Origin of the sequence: Endozoicomonas sp. GU-1, from assembly GCF_027366395.1 — a bacterium.
Classification (GTDB): Bacteria; Pseudomonadota; Gammaproteobacteria; order Pseudomonadales; family Endozoicomonadaceae; genus Endozoicomonas.
Window position 1 is genome coordinate 462,599 of record NZ_CP114771.1, and the last position, 18,005, is coordinate 480,603.

Consider the following 18,005-nt stretch of genomic DNA (forward strand, 5'->3'; position numbering starts at 1 on the left):
GAACCACAAAGACACAAAGGCACAAAGGAAGAGAGAAGAGGGGGAACGAGTCTGGAGGGTTTTGCGACAGATTTTCCCCTGTGTTAAGGGATATGAATCGATCGGCAGAGATACCATTTATATCCGAACTTTTCTTTGTGCCTTTGTGTCTTTGGGGTGCAAGTCTTCTGCCTCATCACCATGAAAGGTTCGCTACAGGCCGAGGCACTGGCACAAAAACTGGTGGCCGCCATTGATGAAGAGGTGGCCGAACAGCTCTGTACTATCATTCAGCACCCTCGTTTTAAAGCACTGGAGTCGTTGTGGCGTGGTCTGCTTTATATGATGGATGCGGTACCCGGTGTGGCTCCGGTACGGGTACGGCTCCTGAGTATGAGCTGGGCTGAACTGTCCCATGATCTGAATTTAAGTACCAGCATACAGACGTCAGTGCTGTTCCGGTTGGTTAACCGGCAGGAGCTCAATACTCTGGGCGGCCATCCGTTTGGGCTGCTGGTGGTGGACCAGGCGATTACCACGGAGGTGGATGAGGTCACTGGTTACGATGATCTGTATACCCTGCAGCTGCTGGCGGAGCTGGGCCAGGAGTCCCTCTGTCCGGTGGTGATGACAGTGTCAGAAAACTTTCTCGGCACCAGCGATATTGATGTCTGGACCGATCCGGAGCGGGTTCAGCGTATTCTCAACAGTCAGGATTTTGCTGGTTGGCGTCGACTGCGCAGCCTGGGTTGCAGTCGTTTTCTCGGGCTGGTGTTTCCCAAAGTGCTGCTCAGGACACCCTGGCAGCACTGTTACCAGGGGATCCTTTTTAATGAGCACCCGGTATACGGCGTTGGCAGTGATTACCTGTGGGGCAATAGCGCTTTTGCCTTTGCTGGTAATGTTCTGCAGGAGTTTAACCGGATTCGCTGGTTTGGTTTCCTCAGGGTACCGGGTGAGCGGGGTGGGGCGCTGGTGAAAAAACGTGCGACAGTGTCCGCCGCCGCCTGGCTACGGCTCACTGACTCTCTGGCAGAGTTTTACAGTGGTCAGGGTTTTATCCCCCTGACCACGGTTTATCTCAGTGGCGATCTGGCCTTTTTCAGTAATTGCTCGCTCCATCAGTCCGGCTGGGAAGGCGATGATTTACGGATTATTAATATGTTGCAGACGACACTGATCGGCTGCCGTTTCGGGCACTATCTGAAAATGCTGATCCGGGAGCATATTGGCAGCTACGATAGCGCCGTATCCTGCCAGCGGGAGCTGAACACCTGGCTGCAGGGCTACACCTCCAATGCCGATTACGCCGACGACTCGGTACTGGCCAGTTATCCATTGAAAAAATCCAGGGTGACGATTCATGGCAATGAGAGCCTGGGTGTCTATTACTGTGAAGTTGAGTTGCAGCCCCAGTACCAGTTCGATGTCATTAACAGCAGTCTGCTATTGAAAACCGATACCAGCGAGTTGAGGGAGACGGAATGAGCGTCAGTCTGCTGGAGCTGTTGCTGGCCCGAGAGCCATCCGGTGAGCGCACCACCGATCTGCGCCTGTCGGTGCTGGAAAATATCAGGTTTCTGCTGGAATCCCGTCAGCCGCTGCTGGCTCCGGATGATGATTATCCGCTCGCCCGGCGGTCGCTGCTGCGCTATGGCCTGTCGGTTGACCATCTCGGTCGCAGCTACTTTCAGGCCAGTCGGTTATCGCGGGAGATTGAGGTGCTGCTGCGGTATTACGAACCACGGCTGACGGAGGTTATGGTGGAGATGGTGGCCCTCAATGAGCGGGTCAACAGTATCCGCTTTCATATTGAAGGCGTACTGGTGGATCGGCAGCAGCGGGTCCCGGTGGGTTTCGATTCAGTGTTGAACCTGACGGATGCCCGGGTGGATATTGTCAACACCGAGGAGTTGGGTATGGGGGTTATTTCGGGTCAAGAGGAGAACGGCATTGCCTGATTCATTGCTGGCCTGGTACGAACGGGAACTGACCCTGCTCTGGGAGGGGGCCCGGCACTTTGCCGAACAGCATCCCCAGCAGGCCCAGAGCCTCGGGATCAGCTATGACACGGTGGATGATCCCCATGTGGCCAGGGTGATGGAATCGTTTGCCCTGCTGACCGCCAGAATGGCACGTCAGGCAGCCCGGGAGTCCAGTAAGATTTCCATTGACCTGCTCCAGGTGGTTTTTCCCCTGTGTGTGCAGCCATTGCCTTCCGTCAGTATGATCCGGGTTGCTCCCGATATTGACCAGTCATCCGTGAAGACCCTGCCACAGGGCACCCGCTTCCGGGCTTATATCGATGATGACCGCTACTGCCAGTTCCGGACTACCCGCCAGCTGGAGCTTTGCCCGTTTGATATTGTCAGTACCCATATTGAGCGTCGCCCGTTTGGCCGGGACAACATTCCCTGCCCGGAACTGGCAGTGGCCATGCTCGGGCTGGATCTTGCCATGATTGATGAGTCCCGGCGATTTAATGAACTGGGGGATGACTACGGGCTGACCATCTATTTCCGGGGTACCGCCCGCCTGCAGACACTGATGTATGACCTGCTATGCCGGGATCTGTGCAGGATTCTGCTGGTGGACCGGCAGGGCAGCTACCATGAGTTACCCCTGACATCATTTGCACCGGTGGGTTTTGGCGAAGGCGACCGGCTGTTAAGCCAGGAACATACTTTTTTTTCTGACTACCAAATGGTGACTGAACTGCTCTCTCTGCCGGAGCTGTTTTTCGGGTTCCGGCTGAACGGAATCGGGACACAACTGCAACAGTTTGACAGCCGTGAGGTCAGCCTGCTGTTCTGCCTGGAAAATATGCCCGATGAAATGCTGCTGGGAGTAGACCAGCTTCGTTTTCTGCTGGGCTGCGCGCCCCTGGTTAACCTGTTTGACCATATTGCCGAACCGGTGGTGGTTGATCACCGGCAGCTGGACTATCCCCTGATTCCCGATAGCTATAGCCCGAATACGGTGGAGATCCAGGCGGTCACAGAGGTATTGGATATTACCGATGAGCAGCCGGTGGTGCTGCCGCCTTTGTATGGCCTGAAACATAACGATGGTGAGCATCACTGCTTCTGGCTGCACCGGCCGGTGGATGTGGATACCGGGCGTTATGGTCATCTGGAGATTACCCATACTGATATGGACCCCGGTCGCAATCAGGTGATGGTGCTGTCTCCCCATGTTACTTGCAGCAACGGTAATCAGGTGCTGGACCTGCCGGCCAATCCCGGGCTTGAGTGTCTGGATAATATTATTCTGCCCTCCGACATCAGGCTGCTGATGCGGCCTACGGCACCCGTCGCTCGCAAGCTGGATATCCAGACCCGGCTCAATCTGCTGGTGCTGCTCAGCGAAAATATTGTCTCAATATTTCAGGCCCGGGACCCGGCCGGACAATTCCGTAACCTGTTGTCCATGTACGCGCAGCGGAAAACAACGACAGGGGTTGCCTGGCTGGAATCCATGTCCGCCATTCGGGTAGAGCCACAGGTGGCGCAGATTCGTATTGATGGGCACCAGTGCCTGTTGCAGGGCAGTGAAGTGGTGTTTGAGCTGGACCCGATCAAACTGAAACAATCCAGCATCATGATGTTCAGCAACCTGCTGGACTATCTGGCCGTTCGTTTTGCCGGCTTCCACAGTTTTATCCAGGTGGTCATTCAGCTGAAAGGGCATCAGGGAGAATATATTCGATGTACACGCCGTCATGGTTATCAGATCAATCGCTGATTACCTCCCTGCTGCAGGAACCCTGGCGCTGGCAGGCCGCCCAGGCCCTGCGGGTGCTGGGGCAGATTCCCCAGCCCATTGACCACCGTGGCGATGGCCGGGCGCAGGTGTCGCTGCGCTTTGCCTGTGATCCGGCTTATCGCTTTCCCTGTGGGGGAACTCTACCAGGTGTGTCGAGTTGCCAGCGGCTGGCGTCTGCTATCTACCCAGCCGACATTGCATGGTTATTACGGCACACTGCCTTATGTTTACCAGGATCTGGAAAAGCAGATGCGGCTGAGTGGAGGCCGGGGGGATACGTCTGAGAGCATATCGGGCTTTTTTTCCCTCTTTAATGACCAGATCCTCAGACACACCAGCCAGATTACCCTGGATTCCAGTCTGTCCGTGCTGTTTGAACAGAAACCGGGGAGTGCACAGAGCCCGAGACAACGGCTGCTGGCACTGGGCGGATTGCCCTCACCGAAAACTATCCCGGTGAATAACCTGGTGCGCTACATCGCCGTTATTGGCCGGAAAACCTCCAACCTGAAATTACTGTCGTTAATTCTGGAGGACTATTTTTCGTTGAAATTCCGTCTGGAGTCTCCCTCCCCGATGAGAATACCAGTGGCACCAGACTGTCGTACACAATTGCACTCCCGGGTGGGTTATCGCAGCCGTTGTGTGGGCCGCTTGGGAGCGAGCTGCCTGCTGGGCCATTCCGGCTATCTGCTGTATACCTGCGTTTACGTGGTGATTGTGATCAATACCGGGGCAGAGTATCAGGCGATCACCCGGGACCGACAGCTGGCACCGGCCATTATGGAGATGTGCGGCATCTATTTTGCCAACCTGGTTCGCTTCCGACTGCAGATTAACTGTCCGCGTCACTGCCTGTCAGCACCACAATTGTCTGCCAGACCCGCTGTCCACACTGCCCGCCTTGGGCGTCTCAGCTGTTTGTTATCGGAGTTGTATCCAGAGCAGAGAGTCACGGTGGATTTCCCGGAACATCAAACCAGTAAGTGGGGCAGCCGTTTTTTTTAAGCTGGAGCAGAGCCAAAGATTTATGCAACAGGTGGAACTGAAAACCCTGGTTGGTCATTTATCACCGGAGCTGCGCCAGGCTCTGGAAATGGCTGCCGGACTCTGTGTTCACCGTGGGCATCAGACGGTTGAACCGGAGCACTGGCTGCTGCAACTGTTCCGGGAACCGGGCCGTGATATGGAGCGGATTATCCATAGCCAGCAGCTGACCCGGGAAGTTATGGTGGATGATCTGGAGCAGCTGCTGGATCGACTTAACACAGGCTATCAAGCCACCCCGGCCCTGGCCCAAACCACGGTGAGCCTGATTCAGGATACCTGGCTGCTGGCCTCGGTGAATTTCCAGCAGAATACCATGACCGCTTACCACCTGATTCTGGCGCTATTGGCCAAAGAGAGTTTTACCCTGACAGAGACCCCGTTCACCCGGGAGCTGGGGAAAATTTCCAGGGAAAAACTGCAAAGCCTGGCCCGGCAACCGGAAGTGCCGGATAAACAGGGAGGGGCACCGCCTGGCAGTCAGTCAGCACTGGATAAATACACCATCAATATGACCGATGCCGCCCGTGCGGTACTGGAAGAATCCGGTTCATTAAGCAATAGATCCCCCACCATTATTGGCCGTGACCGGGAAATACGGCAGATCATTGATATTCTCTGTCGTCACCGGCAGAACAACCCGATCCTGGTGGGTGATGCCGGTGTTGGCAAAACCGCTGTGGTGGAAGGGCTGGCCCAGCAGGTCGTGCTGGGTGATGTGCCGGAAACTATGCAGGGGGTGGCGATTCTCAGTCTCGACCTGGGGTTGCTTCAGGCCGGTGCCAGTATTAAAGGGGAGTTTGAAAACCGGCTTAAGGATGTCATTAATGAAGTCAAACAGTCTGATCATCCCATTGTTGTCTTTATTGATGAAGCCCATACCCTGGTGGGAGCCGGTGGCGCTGCCGGTCAGAATGATGCGGCGAATCTGCTGAAACCGGCCCTGGCGCGGGGAGAGTTTAAAACCATTGCGGCCACCACCTGGTCGGAATACAAACAATATTTTGACAAGGATGCGGCCCTGGCCCGCCGCTTTCAGCCGGTGAAAATACTGGAGCCGGACGAAACCAGTGCCATCCGGATGACCCGTGGGATGGCCCGACTGCTGGAAAAACATCACCAGGTGCGGATTCATGAGGACGCGGTACAGGCTGCTGTGCAACTGTCGATCCGCTACCTGCCTGAACGACAGTTACCCGATAAAGCCATCAGCCTGCTGGATACTGCCTGCTCCCGGGTCAGTCTTTCCCGCCATACCACCCCCGCTGAATTGCAGCACCTGCGCCAGCATCAGCAGGCCCTGACCAGTGAACTCCGGGAGCTGCAACGAGACCGGGTGACCGGGGCAGCGGTGGCTGAACGTATTGCCCTGCTGGAGGAGGAAATAGCAACCGCAAAAACCGAGGGTGAGGTGCTGGAACAACGCTGGCGGCAGGAACAGGAGATAGTGGCAAAAATGCTTCCCCTGTCGGCCCGGGTGGATCAGCAGTTGTTAACCAACGAAGTGCCGGTAGCAACGGAAGAGTTGAATCAACTCAGTACGTTACAGCAGGAACTTGAGGCCTGTCGTCAGAATTGGCCGCTGGTGTTTGCCCGGGTGGATGCCGGCAGTGTGGCGGAAGTGGTATCCGGTTGGACTGGCATTCCCGCAGGCGACATGCTCAGGGATGAAATTGAACGACTGATGTTGTTGGAACAGAACCTGTGCCAGCGGGTGGTTGGTCAGGACGATGCCATTTCAGGGATCAGCCAAAGTGTCCGTATTGGCCGGGCCGGATTATCAGATCCACGCAAGCCGGTGGGGGTTTTCCTGATGTGCGGTCCTTCTGGTGTGGGAAAAACAGAAACAGCCCTGGCCCTGGCCGATCAGCTCTACGGCGGTGAACAGAATCTGACCGTACTGAATATGACCGAGTTCAAGGAGGAACATAAAGTCTCAATGTTATTGGGAGCCCCGGCAGGTTATGTGGGCTATGGTGAAGGTGGTGTACTGACCGAAGCCGTACGACGATGTCCATATTCAGTATTGTTACTGGATGAAATGGAAAAAGCCCATCCCGGTGTCCACGATATTTTCTACCAGGTCTTTGATAAGGGCCGGGTGACGGACAGTGAGGGGCGGGAAGTGAATTTTTGCCAGACCATTATCATTATGACCTCCAATGCCGCTGACGGGGTGATCTGCGACCTGGTGGCTCAGTTTCAGCGGCAGGGTAAAGGTATTCCGGATCGGGATACCATTCTGGCGGCCATCAATGATGAACTGCTGCGCTATTTCAAACCGGCCTTTCTGGGCAGGGTAACCATTATTCCCTATCTGCCCCTGAGCGAACCTGATCTGACCAGAATCTGTCGTCTGGCCCTGGGGAGGATAGAGCACAACCTGGCCAGCCGATATGGTGCCAGCCTGCGGGTGGATGACGCCGTGGTTCAGCAGCTGGTGCAATGGCACAGCAATCCAAAAATTGGTGCGCGGGCTATCGAGCAACAGATCAACAGGAACCTGATGCCGCAGCTGGCGGCGGAATGTCTGGCCTTTATGGCAGAGGGTAAACGCATTGCTTCAGTTGCCGTTGGGCTGGATCACCAGCGGATTGTTTATACCATTGGTTAGGCGTGAGTAAGGTACAGCCACCATGAGATTCACCGAATTGCTGGAACTGGGTCCCACCAGAAAGCTGATTAATATCAATGATTCACTCTTTGAGCAGCTGGTTGACGGCTGGACCCGGGAGATGGGCGAGAAAAAGCTGTTTGGCTATCAGAAAGCCACCCGTGTCGAACACTTTCAGGAAGCGGTTGATACTGTTTATACGACATTGGAAGGTGAACTCCAGACCACGGACCCCAGAAAAATCCTGGCGCACCCCAAATGGAAAATCCTGGTGGGTTGCGCCAGTCGAAATTTTCCTGAACATCTGGCCGCTTACCAGCCATCGCCCGTGGAACAGACCAGGGTCAAGCGCATGATCCGCAATACTCTGGCAACCCGGATTATCACCAATAAAATTGACCTTCTGGATATTATCAAAAAGGACAGAACCGACCACTCCTGGACATTGGCGGAACTGGCGGTTTCCCGGCTCCGCTACGAGCTGCTGGCGGCCAGTGCCGCACGGGTCCATGACCAGTATATGACGGAGGTGGATACGGACTGGACTACCTGGTATGAATGGAACTCCAAAACGGTGGGGCTGTACCAGGGCAGCACCTCGGTAGCACGCAGTGCCGGGAGCACCACCACCGGCTTTGGCAAGGGGATCATCGGGCTGGCCGAGGGCAGTGCGCAGAGCGATGCATCGGTAACGGCCGCTGGCAGTGCTGACCTGTCCGTTGAAAAGGAGTGGCAGCAGGGCCGGTTGAAACAATCCCTGAAAGGCAACCTGCAAGCCAGTGGTCAGGCCTCCGGTCATGCGTCTGGCGCAGCCCGAATGGATGAGCTGAGGGCCAGTGCGGCAGCAGGCATTGGCGCTGAGGCCAGTCTGCGGGCGGATATTGATTATCAGCTGACCTACTCCTGTAAGGTCAAAGGAGAATACCTTCGTCGTCTGCTGGGTGGTGAGTTGGACATGGTAAAAGTCCACGCCAGTGGCAGTGCTGAAGTTCACGCCAGGGCCGGAGGCAGTGCAGGGACAACCGCAGGAGTGGTGAACAATTATCAGGAATCGGCTGTGGAGACCGACCTGATCGAAAATTCTACGTCAGCTACCCGGGGATTTCATGGACTTAAAGCCGATCTTGAAGGGGAGGTTTCCCTGGCTGTCGTGATGAATGGCCAGGGCAGTGTGACCGTTGGCCAGATGGCGGAAGTGGAACTGGGTGGCGACCTGTTTGCCGGTGGTATTGCCGCGGGTAACCTGCAGTGCTTCGTCAATGGCCAGGGGGTAGGGATGGATATCGGGGGCAAACTGTTTGCCGGTTTTGAGTTGGGTTCTGAGCAGAAAGTCGCTTTGCAACACCCCGGCAGGGGGGTGAATATCTTTACCTTGCAGGCCAGGGAGTCGATGTCATTCGGGGTTGGCATAGCCGCAAAACTGGCAGCAAAGGCGTCCATCGATGAAGTCAGCTTTGACACCTCAGCCGGGGCCACGCTGGGGGTGGGTTCCAGTCTCAGCGCCAGCTGCATCATTTCTCCCAGAGGCCTTCTGCTGGTGGGGTATGATGCCATTGCCATGCCGGCCCTGATGAAACTGGCAAAAACCATGAAGCACTACAATCCCGGTTCTGTGCATACCCGGCGGCTGATCACCTTTGCCCAATTTCTGAATGACAGGGCTTCGGACGCCGAGTTGAGTCAGGTCTATATGGACTGTCGTGGTCGTATGGTAGCCCTGGTCAGCAATCTTGACCTGGAGGCCGATGCGGTACAGAAACGGGCAGCACGGGTGCCCGGTTTTAATGGTTACGGGGATGTTATGGGGATCAATGAGATCAATGCCGTTGAGGGATTTGTCGGCAATGCCCAGTCGAAATATTTTCAATACGCCACGGAACAGATAACCAAGGATGACGGGACGGTATTGCAGAGTAAAACAGTCCGGGGAGAGCGTAAGAAACAGGTTGTGGCAGAGGATATGACGGCTCTTTTGCGGGCGGCAAAGGATTATGCCGGACTGAAAAAGACTCTGCAGACCGGGGAATGCATTGCTTTTGACGTTATTAAAAGGGATATCAAGACCGGGCAGCTTGCTTATGCCTGAATCTTTCGGACAGTTAGCCAATGAAAGACCTTGAGATACATGCCCGGCCTTTGACTGCCCGCTCGGAACAGGGAGATGAGTGGATTGTCTCAGAGCTGCACAGCAGCGAACAGCTGGATGACCTTTTTCAGCACCGCGCGGTGATTCTGGCCAGGAAACTGTCAGAAACTGCGTTGCTGGGGCAGCAAATCACGTTCTGCTATCAGCCCGGCAGAGGCTCAAACCGTGTCCGGCAGAGGTATTTTCATGGGTATTGTGTCCAGGTTCGCCAGGTAGGCCTGATGGCCAGCCGGGGCTACCTTCACTATGAATTGCTGGTTTCCCCCTGGTGCTGGTTTCTCCAGCAGCGAATCAATTGTCGTATTTTTCAACAACAGAAGACCGGTGACATTATTACTGCGATCTGTCGTGAACATGATTTTCAATCGGATCTTCAGTTGAAAATCAATAACGACAGTCGCCTTGAATACTGTGTTCAGTTCAATGAAAGTGACTGGGATTTTATCTGTCGGCTGATCGCTGCGCGGGGCTGGTTCTATTATTTCAGGCAGGATAATGGTCGGCATCAGCTGGTTGTCGGGGAAACGAACCGGGTATTCAGTGACTGCGGGGAGAGTGATATTGAATATTTTGTCGACAGCACCCGGCTGGAGCGGGCCATTACCCGCTGGGTCCACGGTTACCGGATGGTGGCGGGCTCGGTACAGTCAGCAGATTACAATATGACCACGGGGCGGCCAATATTGACTGATGAAGTCAAAAGCCAACAAAGCATGCCCCATCGCCGACGGTTGCAGCAGTATTTTTACCCCGGCGCTTTTACCAGCCGGGAACAGGGCGGGGCCGTGGTGGAGAAACGTCAGGAGGCACTGGATACCCGGCTTAGTGAAGTGGAGGGAGAAAGTACCCTGACCGGTTTTGCGGCAGGGACAACCTTTGCTCTGAAACATCACCCGGACCGTCAGGAACAGCAACACTACCTGCTCAGGCTGGTCAATCATGTCATGGTGACGGCAGAAGACGGGCGCAGTTTGGAATACAGCAACGGTTTTTCCTGTATTCCCCTGAAAACCCCCTGGCAAACCAGGCAGGCTATAGCAAAGCCGTCTATGCCCAGACTGCACAGTGCCACTGTCGTTGGGCCTGAAAAGGATGAAGTCTACCTGGATGAGTTTCACCGGATAAAAGTCCAGTTCCACTGGGACCGGGAGGGGCAGGGCAATCAGAATAGCTCCTGCTGGATAAGGGTTGCCCAGATTCTGGCCGGGGATGGTTTTGGTTGCCAGTTTACCCCCAGGGTGGGTGATGAGGTGCTGGTGAGTTTTCTGGATAATGATCCGGATCGGCCTGTGGTCGTGGGCACCGTTTATAATGGCCAGCGACGTCAGCCCTACAAGTCCGGAATGGAACAGGGGATAAAACTCAAATCGCTGCCAAAAGGGGGAGCCGATAATTTCAGTGAGTTGCGCTTCAATTGCTACAAGGGTGAAGAACTGATGTATGTTCAGGCGGAAAAAGACCGTTCCATCCTGATCAAAAACGACAATAGCCGGGTGATCAAAGGTAAAGATACGACACTGGTGGAGAAAACATCGGAAAGAACCGTCAAGGAAAACGACAGCCATAAGATAGAGGGCGAGCAACGCACGGAAGTCACCGGGAATATCACCACCCGGACCCGGGCAGACTGCATGCTGGATACTGCCGGTAATTACCAGCAGAAAACGGATGGCAGCTATAGCCTTGAGGTCCGCGGTGCAACGGACACCCGAAGTACCGGTGATGTGAATATCAGCAGCAAGGGAAGTATCTCAGAAAGCGCCACCGGCAGTCTTGATATGGATGCCGCCAGTATCAGTGCCAAAGGCAAAACCGCTATCAAGCTCAGTGTCGGGGCCAGCAGTATCAGCCTGTCTGGCAGTTCGGTGCAGATCAAATGTGGTCCCAGCACGGTCACCCTGTCACCATCGGGGGTAGAGATATCCGGGGTACAGGTGAACATAGACGGCAAAGTTTCAGCAACGGTGAAGGGCGGGGTCAGCGCAGCGGTGGAGGGTGTTGTCAATGCTGAGCTTAAGGGTACCCTGGTGAATATCAAGGGCAACGGCATGACCGCTGTGAAAGCCGGGGCGATGGTCGATCTTTCCGGTGCCATTGTGAAAATTAATTGACGATGTTAGTAACCAAACCGAGCCTGAAAAAAATCCCGCAACCCCTGGCCACAGACATTCTCCAGCGCTATGAACAGGATCGCGCTTTGCAGAAGTGGGTAGATCCTTCCCTGACACCGGTGGCGTTTATCAATCGTCTGGCCGGGGAAACAATGCATCAGGAACTGGTCATCTTTCTGAGCCACAGTCTGCTGGCCCTGGAGCTGCCTTTCACCACCCCGATTGATATTTTCCTGAAACCTGATGTCAAAGGACTGATCAGATCTTCAGGAGCACCGATATGCCGCCAGTTCAATACCAGTCTAAGAACCTTAATCACCTTGGCCTGGTTGCCGCCATGTGCCGGGAGCTAAAGATAGCCGAATATTTCGATGCACGCATAACCAATGACTCTGATGCACGCAATGTCACCATTGGACAGGCTGTGGTCGCAATGATCATCAATGGGCTGGGCTTTACAGGGCAGACCCTCTATCTGGTCCCTGAGTTTTTTGAGGACAAGCCGATTGATCGCCTCATTGGGGAAGGCATCCAGGCAGAACACTTAAACGACAAAATACTTGGCCGGGCTCTCGACAGTCTTTATGAAGTTGGCGTCAGTGACTTATACCTGAATCTTGCCATTAAGGTCGTCAACCATCTAAAGCTGCCCTGCAAGGCATTAAACCTGGACGGCACCAGCCTTCATACAGACGGTGTCTATAACAGTAATGAAAACCCTGATGACTTGAACTGCATCCATATCTGCCGCGGCTATAGCCGTGATCACCGGCCTGACCTGAATCAGGTTGTCTTGCAGTTAATCACCGAAAATGAGGCGGGTATCCCTGTGTTTATGGCACCTGCGAGTGGTAATGTAAACGACAAAACTTGCTTTCAGGAAATTATCAAAAATCATTTGTCGTGTTTTAAGGCAGCTTTGAATAACCGTTATCTGGTCGCAGATGCAGCCATGTACGTTGCTGAAACCCTCCAGTTGCTTGATAAGCAAAAACAGCTGTTTATCTCCCGGGTGCCGCTGAATATCAAGGATGCCAAGGAGCTGGTCGGCAAAGCGCCTGCGATGGCACTGGAGCCTGTTGAAGGCTATGAGGATTATTCTTTTACTGAAGTACCTGCCTGTTATGGTGATGTTCGACAACGATGGTTCTTGTTTCTCAATAAAAAGCGAAGGCTCAGTGAACAGAAAACGCTAACCAGAAAGATGCAGAAACAGTCACTGAAAGAAGCCCGCGATCTGGAAAAGTTGGGTAAAAAGGCTTTTCTGTGCCGGGACGATGCATTGGAGGCTTTTGCCTTGTGGCAGAAACAATCGAAACTCTGTCAAAGTGAAACGGAACCTGAGGTTATCTGTAAACCCTGCTATCCGGGCAAAGGGCGTCCATCGTCAGATAGTAAGCCTGATCACTTCGAATATTTTGTACAGAGCACATGCTTTGTTTCCTGCGAGAAAGAGAGAATTCGCTGGCCTCACTGGGTTGCTTTATCTTGGGCACCAATGATTTGGACCAAAAGGGTTTGAATACCCACAAGGGCATAAATGCCGCTGAGCTGTTGTCTACCTACAAGTCACAACAGAAGGTTGAAGGTGGCTTTCGATTCCTGAAGAGCCCGGACTTTCTGGTTTCCTCACTCTACCTGAAGAAAGCGGAACGAATTGAGGCCCTGTTAATGGTGATGACACTGTGTCTGATGGTCTATGCTGCTATCCAACACAGAATAAGGTATGAATTGAAGAAGCAGAGCCGTGTATTCTTAAACCAGAAAAAAAAGCCCTGCCAGAATCCAACGGCGAGATGGGTGTTTTTCTGTTTTCAAGGGGTTAGTGTATTAACGGTCAATAATCAGGAACAACGTGTGGTCGGTTTGAAGGAAAGACAATGGACGATCATTCAAGTTTTAGGCATTTTATATGAGTCGGTATATTCCTGATTGGGGTGGTGAAAGGCGGCTGGAGTGTATCTGGTGGGGATATTTATGCATTGAAAAGGCCGGTATCCCGCTATCGGAAACGGAGCAGAAGGCACTCGATGTGGTCAGGCGGTGGCTTCAGGAACCGATAGAAATTCATCGTCGTCTGGCAGAAATCACGGCGCAACAGGCCGGGTTGGATAATGCCTGTGGCTGGCTGGCCCAGGGCGTGTTCTGGAGTGGCGGCAGCCTGACTCCGGTAAACGGGCCACAAAGTCCTGCTCCGTCCTGGCTTTATGCCCATGCGGTGGCCGGGGCTATCTGCCTGGCAGCGGTGCTGCCCGATGGCCGACAAGGTAATAAACGTTACCGGCAGTTTATTGCCATGGGTATTGATATTGCCGACGGCGGCAAGGGGAGTTAATCATGGGGCCAGCAGCAAGGGCCGGGGATATGCATATCTGTCCGATGCAGACGCCGACAGTCGTGCCTGTTCCCCATGTGGGTGGGCCAATTCTGCCACTGCCTTCAACGGTGCTGATTGGCGGCCTGCCAGCGGCGACCCTGGGGCAGCCATGTATCTGCGTAGGTCCGCCGGATAGCATAGTAAAAGGCAGTTTGACGGTATTGATCAATGGTCGGCCTGCGGTACGTATGGGGGATACCACGGCCCATGGGGGAACGGTAATTTTGGGCTGGCCAACAGTTTTGATTGGAGGGTGAGCACCTTGATGGTGCCGGATATTGTCCGGTTCCTGCCCCGGGAAGCAGACATCTTTTCAAATGGCTAACGAAATATGGCTGTTAATCGTCGTGCGAAATGAACCAAGGCAACTACACTTGATTGTCAAACGACCATATCAGATCGCTTATGATTTACTGTGGCAATTACTGTCTGATGGCCAGTGATTTTTCTCCCTGGCAGAGGGACGGCATGGCATCCCTGGCCACTGAGCAAACGGATCTGGCGCTTGAGAATAACGGGCTGGAGTCTGATCCTCAGAGTTGGGATTTTGAGGGACCTTTGCCAGCGGAAGACACTATGTCCGTTGAAGAAGCTTCCCGGACAGAGTATCTCGATGATCCGTTTTTACCACTCGAGGCACAACGACAGGAATCTTCGCTATCTATCGGACCTGATGGCCCTGAGCTGCAAATTGAATCACCGTTTTCCGACTTTGTCGTGGATACGGCTGATGCAGCCCCAGTCAGCTGTCAACCAGTGCCGCTTATAGATGTTCTGGCCAGGGAAGATGAAGAGAGTGAGTGGAGCATAAACCGGAATCTCAGAATGCTACCGGTGCCGCAGGCGGAAGCCATTGAACAGGATCCCCCCAATTTAACGGGCGCTGAGCCATCCGAACCGCATCAGCCTGAACTGTCGCAGGCAGAAGCATGGCAACTCTCGGAACTTATGCAACAGCCGGCAGTGCTGGATGCCATATTGGCGGCAGTTGATTTAATGATGGCTGACTTCTGTCCGGATAACCTCGAGCAGTTGTTATCTCCGATGAATTACCGGCAGGAGCCAGATTCCGGGAATGCAAAGGAAACATCAGAAACATCCTGTGCCGACTTCTGGCAACAGTATCAGAATTTCTATCGTTGCCTGATGTATGGCAGACATTATCAGGCGCTGTTTCTACAGCGGCTGAAGAGGCGGTGAACCGGTAGGACTTGATTCAATGTATGCTATTTCAGGCTCATTTCTTCTCCTGCTGGCCCTGGTATTAACTGGCTGTTCTGGCAGCGAAGTTCGGCCAGAGCCTGAGACCCTGTTATCGCTGGAGATCGTGGCAGACAGTGATAGCAATAACGGCACCGGTATGAACAGCGGTCAGCAGGTTGATGCGGCACCTTTACAGCTGCGCATGTATGAACTGCAAAGTGCCGAGCTATTTGCCAATGCTGACTTCCTGGATATCTACCTGCAGGATGTGGCCATTCTCCAGGGGACGCTGGTCAAGAAACACCGGTTGCCCACGGTATGGTCGGATACCGGCAGCCAGCTGACCTTGCAGCTGGACAGGACAACACGGTTTATCGCTATTTTTGCCGAGTTTGCCAGTTATCAGTCAGCTATCTGGTGGGTGCTGGAATCCATTGTTCCTGCCAGTCAGAATTCGATGGTATTACAGATCAACGGTAACCATCTTCGTCTTGTCGGTGGACTATCCCATGGATCATAGCGTTGACAGAGCCGTCTGGCTCGAGGGGATGTTTCTCAGTCCCCAGCATTTCCAGCAACAGGAACGCTACCTGGAATGGTATAACCGGCAGTTGTTTAATATTTATGCGCCGGGCAAGGCTGGCTTTACCTCCCTGGGCATTGATAGTGAGCAACTCCGGGCTGGCAAACTGTTTATTCGTGAAGCCAGCGGCCTGTTTCCCGATGGAACCCCTTTTCAAACTGGCAGCCTCACTGTCCATGGATCTGGACAGCAGCCATTGTGGCAGGACGGTCTATCTGGCCATTCCCCTGAATAAGCCCGGTTGTGTTAACACGGTACCGGAAGAGAAAAAGACGAGAGCAGTTCGATATATCAGCTCGGCTCACAGTGTTTATGATGGTACTGATCGCAAAAATGAGCCGGTGCAGCTGGAACTGTCGCGTTTGAATCCCTGCCTTATGGCTGAGGGTGAGGCACGGGATGACTATTCCACTCTGGCGATGGCCCATATTCAGGAATTTCATCCCGATGGCGAAGTGGTCCTGGACAGTACCTTTATTCCCCGTTGTCTTGATTACCGCGCCTCACGCTACCTGCTTGAACAGGTCCAGAACCTTCGTGCTATGGTCAGGCAACGGGCGTCATTTATTGCCACCCAGGTCGGGGTAGAGGGGCAGCAGAAAAGCTTTCAGACCCTGCAGATTGAGTATCTCTGGCTGCAGGCACTGAATCGCCATGGTGCCTGGCTCAAGCTGGTGGAAAAACAGTCAGGTATCTCAGCCTGCGAGCTTTACCGGATGCTGGCCATTATGGCTGCGGACCTGGCCACCTTTAACACGACACTGGCACCGGAATTTCCCGATTTTAATGAGCTGGATATTTATGGGTGCTTTGCGCCTGTGCTGTCCAGTTTGCTGCTCAATCTGCGTCAGGCCAGTAAGGACAAGGTGGTTGAGCTTGTCTGGGACACCCGGCTGTTTCAACTCCGTCGTTTACTGCGTACCAGGATTGATGACCGAACTCTGTTTAACGACGGCCGGTTTATTCTTTCGGTAGCCTCCAGCCTGAATCAGTCCCTTACCCGTACGGTATTTATCAATTCGGCCAAACTCTGTGGTCATAACCGTATTGCTGAGCGGGTTCGCAATGCACTGACCGCAGTACCCATCACCGCCATGGCGGGGCCACCCATTGAGCTGAGGGCAAAGGTTAACACGGTCTATTTCGAGATCGACACTGATAATGAGCTGTGGCAGGAGATGGTGCGAACCCATGATCTGCTGGCCCTTCATGTGGATGAGCAGATGCCGGAAGACACCGTTATCAACTGTTTTGTAGTCAGGTAATAGTATGACATCGTCCAGTATTGGGTTTCAGGCTGTTGGGAATGAGTTAGTAGCGGATAGAGGATTAACTATCGCAGAAACTCAACAGGCAGCCCCCCAGGGTGGCTCTGGTGCTGAGCTGCGTGACGAGAGTGGCCTGTTCGGTAATTTCAATATCAGCAGCAATACGCTTATCAACCTGTCGGCAGAACTGCTGGCTATTCTCAGCACGCTGTCACAGCAGCAGGAAGTCAGTAATCTGCCTGAGCTGCACCAGTATCTGGTCAGAAGTGTTAACGAACTGCATAACCGTGGGTTGCAAGCCGGATACCCCCCCAGAATGATGGAGAAAACCTGTTATGCGCTCTGTGCCGCCGTGGATGAGGAAATAATGAATACCGGCTGGGGGCAGTCGGGCTGCTGGGAAAATCATGCCCTGGTGGCGCAGCTTTTTCAGCAGCGTAATGCCGGTGAAGTCTTTTTTGTCCTGCTGGAACAGGCGCGGCAGAATGTCCCCAAAATGATTGACTTTATTGAACTGCTTTATCTGCTCCTGCGACTGGGATTTTGCGGCCGTTATCAGCACACCGATAAACATGAGCTGGCAAAGCTTGCTGATAACATATTCACGGAAATCCGCGAGCACCAGAAACCCCGAGAGCATCAAACCATGGCCATTCTCAGCGCACCCTGGCGACCGCTGAAGATGGTCAGAGTCCGGCAATATCTGCCAATGGTTATCGCAATCCTGATGCTGTCGGGGGCGGTTACCCATTTCTGTATACAGTATATCAATCACACTTACACCGGGCTGTCTGAGTTGCAATTGCAGCAGGGACAGGCAAAACCGGTGCAGCTGTCTATTTTACGGAATCCTTCCGAATCCTCCGGGGTCACAGTGCCAGGCCCTGATAAGAAGACCTGATATTTTTTATA

16 protein-coding genes and 1 pseudogene are annotated in these 18,005 nt (G+C 53.7%); all 17 read left to right on the plus strand.

Annotation, left to right across the window (positions count from 1 at the left end; genetic code table 11):
* Positions 1 to 180: 180 nt before the first annotated feature.
* The 17 genes and pseudogenes from O3276_RS02120 (at position 181) to icmH (ending at position 17,994) form a co-directional block, all read left to right on the plus strand.
* Complete coding sequence (locus O3276_RS02120) at positions 181 to 1,467, plus strand: type VI secretion system contractile sheath domain-containing protein (protein WP_269674153.1); 1,287 nt, start codon at positions 181 to 183, stop codon at positions 1,465 to 1,467.
* Complete coding sequence (tssE, locus tag O3276_RS02125) at positions 1,464 to 1,940, plus strand: type VI secretion system baseplate subunit TssE (RefSeq protein ID WP_269674154.1); 477 nt, start codon at positions 1,464 to 1,466, stop codon at positions 1,938 to 1,940. The genes O3276_RS02120 and tssE overlap by 4 nt, the downstream gene beginning before the upstream one ends.
* Positions 1,933 to 3,723: a type VI secretion system baseplate subunit TssF gene (tssF, locus tag O3276_RS02130; protein WP_269674155.1), complete on the plus strand. Its 1,791-nt coding sequence runs from the start codon at positions 1,933 to 1,935 to the stop codon at positions 3,721 to 3,723. The genes tssE and tssF overlap by 8 nt, the downstream gene beginning before the upstream one ends.
* The gene (locus tag O3276_RS02135; protein ID WP_269676066.1) at positions 3,687 to 4,028 is read left to right on the plus strand and encodes a hypothetical protein; all 342 of its coding nucleotides are present in this window, start codon (positions 3,687 to 3,689) and stop codon (positions 4,026 to 4,028) included. The genes tssF and O3276_RS02135 overlap by 37 nt, the downstream gene beginning before the upstream one ends.
* Positions 3,919 to 4,752, plus strand: coding sequence for a type VI secretion system baseplate subunit TssG (locus O3276_RS02140; RefSeq protein ID WP_269675923.1), 834 nt, complete (start codon positions 3,919 to 3,921; stop codon positions 4,750 to 4,752). Before O3276_RS02135 ends, O3276_RS02140 begins: the two co-directional genes overlap by 110 nt.
* A gap of 22 nt (positions 4,753 to 4,774) precedes the next feature.
* Positions 4,775 to 7,405: a type VI secretion system ATPase TssH gene (tssH, locus tag O3276_RS02145; RefSeq protein ID WP_269674156.1), complete on the plus strand. Its 2,631-nt coding sequence runs from the start codon at positions 4,775 to 4,777 to the stop codon at positions 7,403 to 7,405.
* 22 nt (positions 7,406 to 7,427) lie between these two features.
* Positions 7,428 to 9,491: a hypothetical protein gene (locus O3276_RS02150; RefSeq protein WP_269674157.1), complete on the plus strand. Its 2,064-nt coding sequence runs from the start codon at positions 7,428 to 7,430 to the stop codon at positions 9,489 to 9,491.
* 20 nt (positions 9,492 to 9,511) lie between these two features.
* Positions 9,512 to 11,662, plus strand: a complete 2,151-nt coding sequence (locus O3276_RS02155; RefSeq protein ID WP_269674158.1) for a type VI secretion system Vgr family protein — start codon at positions 9,512 to 9,514, stop codon at positions 11,660 to 11,662.
* Positions 11,659 to 12,015: a hypothetical protein gene (locus O3276_RS02160; RefSeq protein WP_269674159.1), complete on the plus strand. Its 357-nt coding sequence runs from the start codon at positions 11,659 to 11,661 to the stop codon at positions 12,013 to 12,015. The genes O3276_RS02155 and O3276_RS02160 overlap by 4 nt, the downstream gene beginning before the upstream one ends.
* A pseudogene (locus O3276_RS02165) lies at positions 11,943 to 13,594 on the plus strand (IS1634 family transposase). The gene O3276_RS02160 and the pseudogene O3276_RS02165 overlap by 73 nt, the downstream one beginning before the upstream one ends.
* Positions 13,575 to 13,997 carry a DUF6931 family protein gene (locus tag O3276_RS02175; RefSeq protein WP_269674160.1) on the plus strand — a complete coding sequence of 141 codons (423 nt, stop codon included), beginning with the start codon at positions 13,575 to 13,577 and terminating at the stop codon, positions 13,995 to 13,997. Before O3276_RS02165 ends, O3276_RS02175 begins: the two are co-directional and overlap by 20 nt.
* Positions 13,998 to 13,999: 2 nt before the next feature.
* Complete coding sequence (locus O3276_RS02180; RefSeq protein WP_269674161.1) at positions 14,000 to 14,296, plus strand: PAAR domain-containing contractile injection system baseplate protein; 297 nt, start codon at positions 14,000 to 14,002, stop codon at positions 14,294 to 14,296.
* A gap of 148 nt (positions 14,297 to 14,444) precedes the next feature.
* On the plus strand, positions 14,445 to 15,239 hold the full coding sequence (locus tag O3276_RS02185; protein WP_269674162.1) for a hypothetical protein: 795 nt from the start codon (positions 14,445 to 14,447) through the stop codon (positions 15,237 to 15,239).
* Between the two features lie 19 nt (positions 15,240 to 15,258).
* Positions 15,259 to 15,762, plus strand: coding sequence for a type VI secretion system lipoprotein TssJ (tssJ, locus tag O3276_RS02190; RefSeq protein WP_269674163.1), 504 nt, complete (start codon positions 15,259 to 15,261; stop codon positions 15,760 to 15,762).
* Entirely contained in the window at positions 15,752 to 16,060 is a 309-nt protein-coding gene (gene tssK / locus O3276_RS02195) for a type VI secretion system baseplate subunit TssK (protein ID WP_269674164.1), read from the plus strand. The genes tssJ and tssK (O3276_RS02195) overlap by 11 nt, the downstream gene beginning before the upstream one ends.
* The gene (tssK, locus tag O3276_RS02200; protein ID WP_269674165.1) at positions 16,002 to 17,090 is read left to right on the plus strand and encodes a type VI secretion system baseplate subunit TssK; all 1,089 of its coding nucleotides are present in this window, start codon (positions 16,002 to 16,004) and stop codon (positions 17,088 to 17,090) included. Before tssK (O3276_RS02195) ends, tssK (O3276_RS02200) begins: the two co-directional genes overlap by 59 nt.
* Before the next feature lie 4 nt (positions 17,091 to 17,094).
* Positions 17,095 to 17,994, plus strand: coding sequence for a type IVB secretion system protein IcmH/DotU (icmH, locus tag O3276_RS02205; RefSeq protein WP_269674166.1), 900 nt, complete (start codon positions 17,095 to 17,097; stop codon positions 17,992 to 17,994).
* Positions 17,995 to 18,005 lie beyond the last annotated feature (11 nt).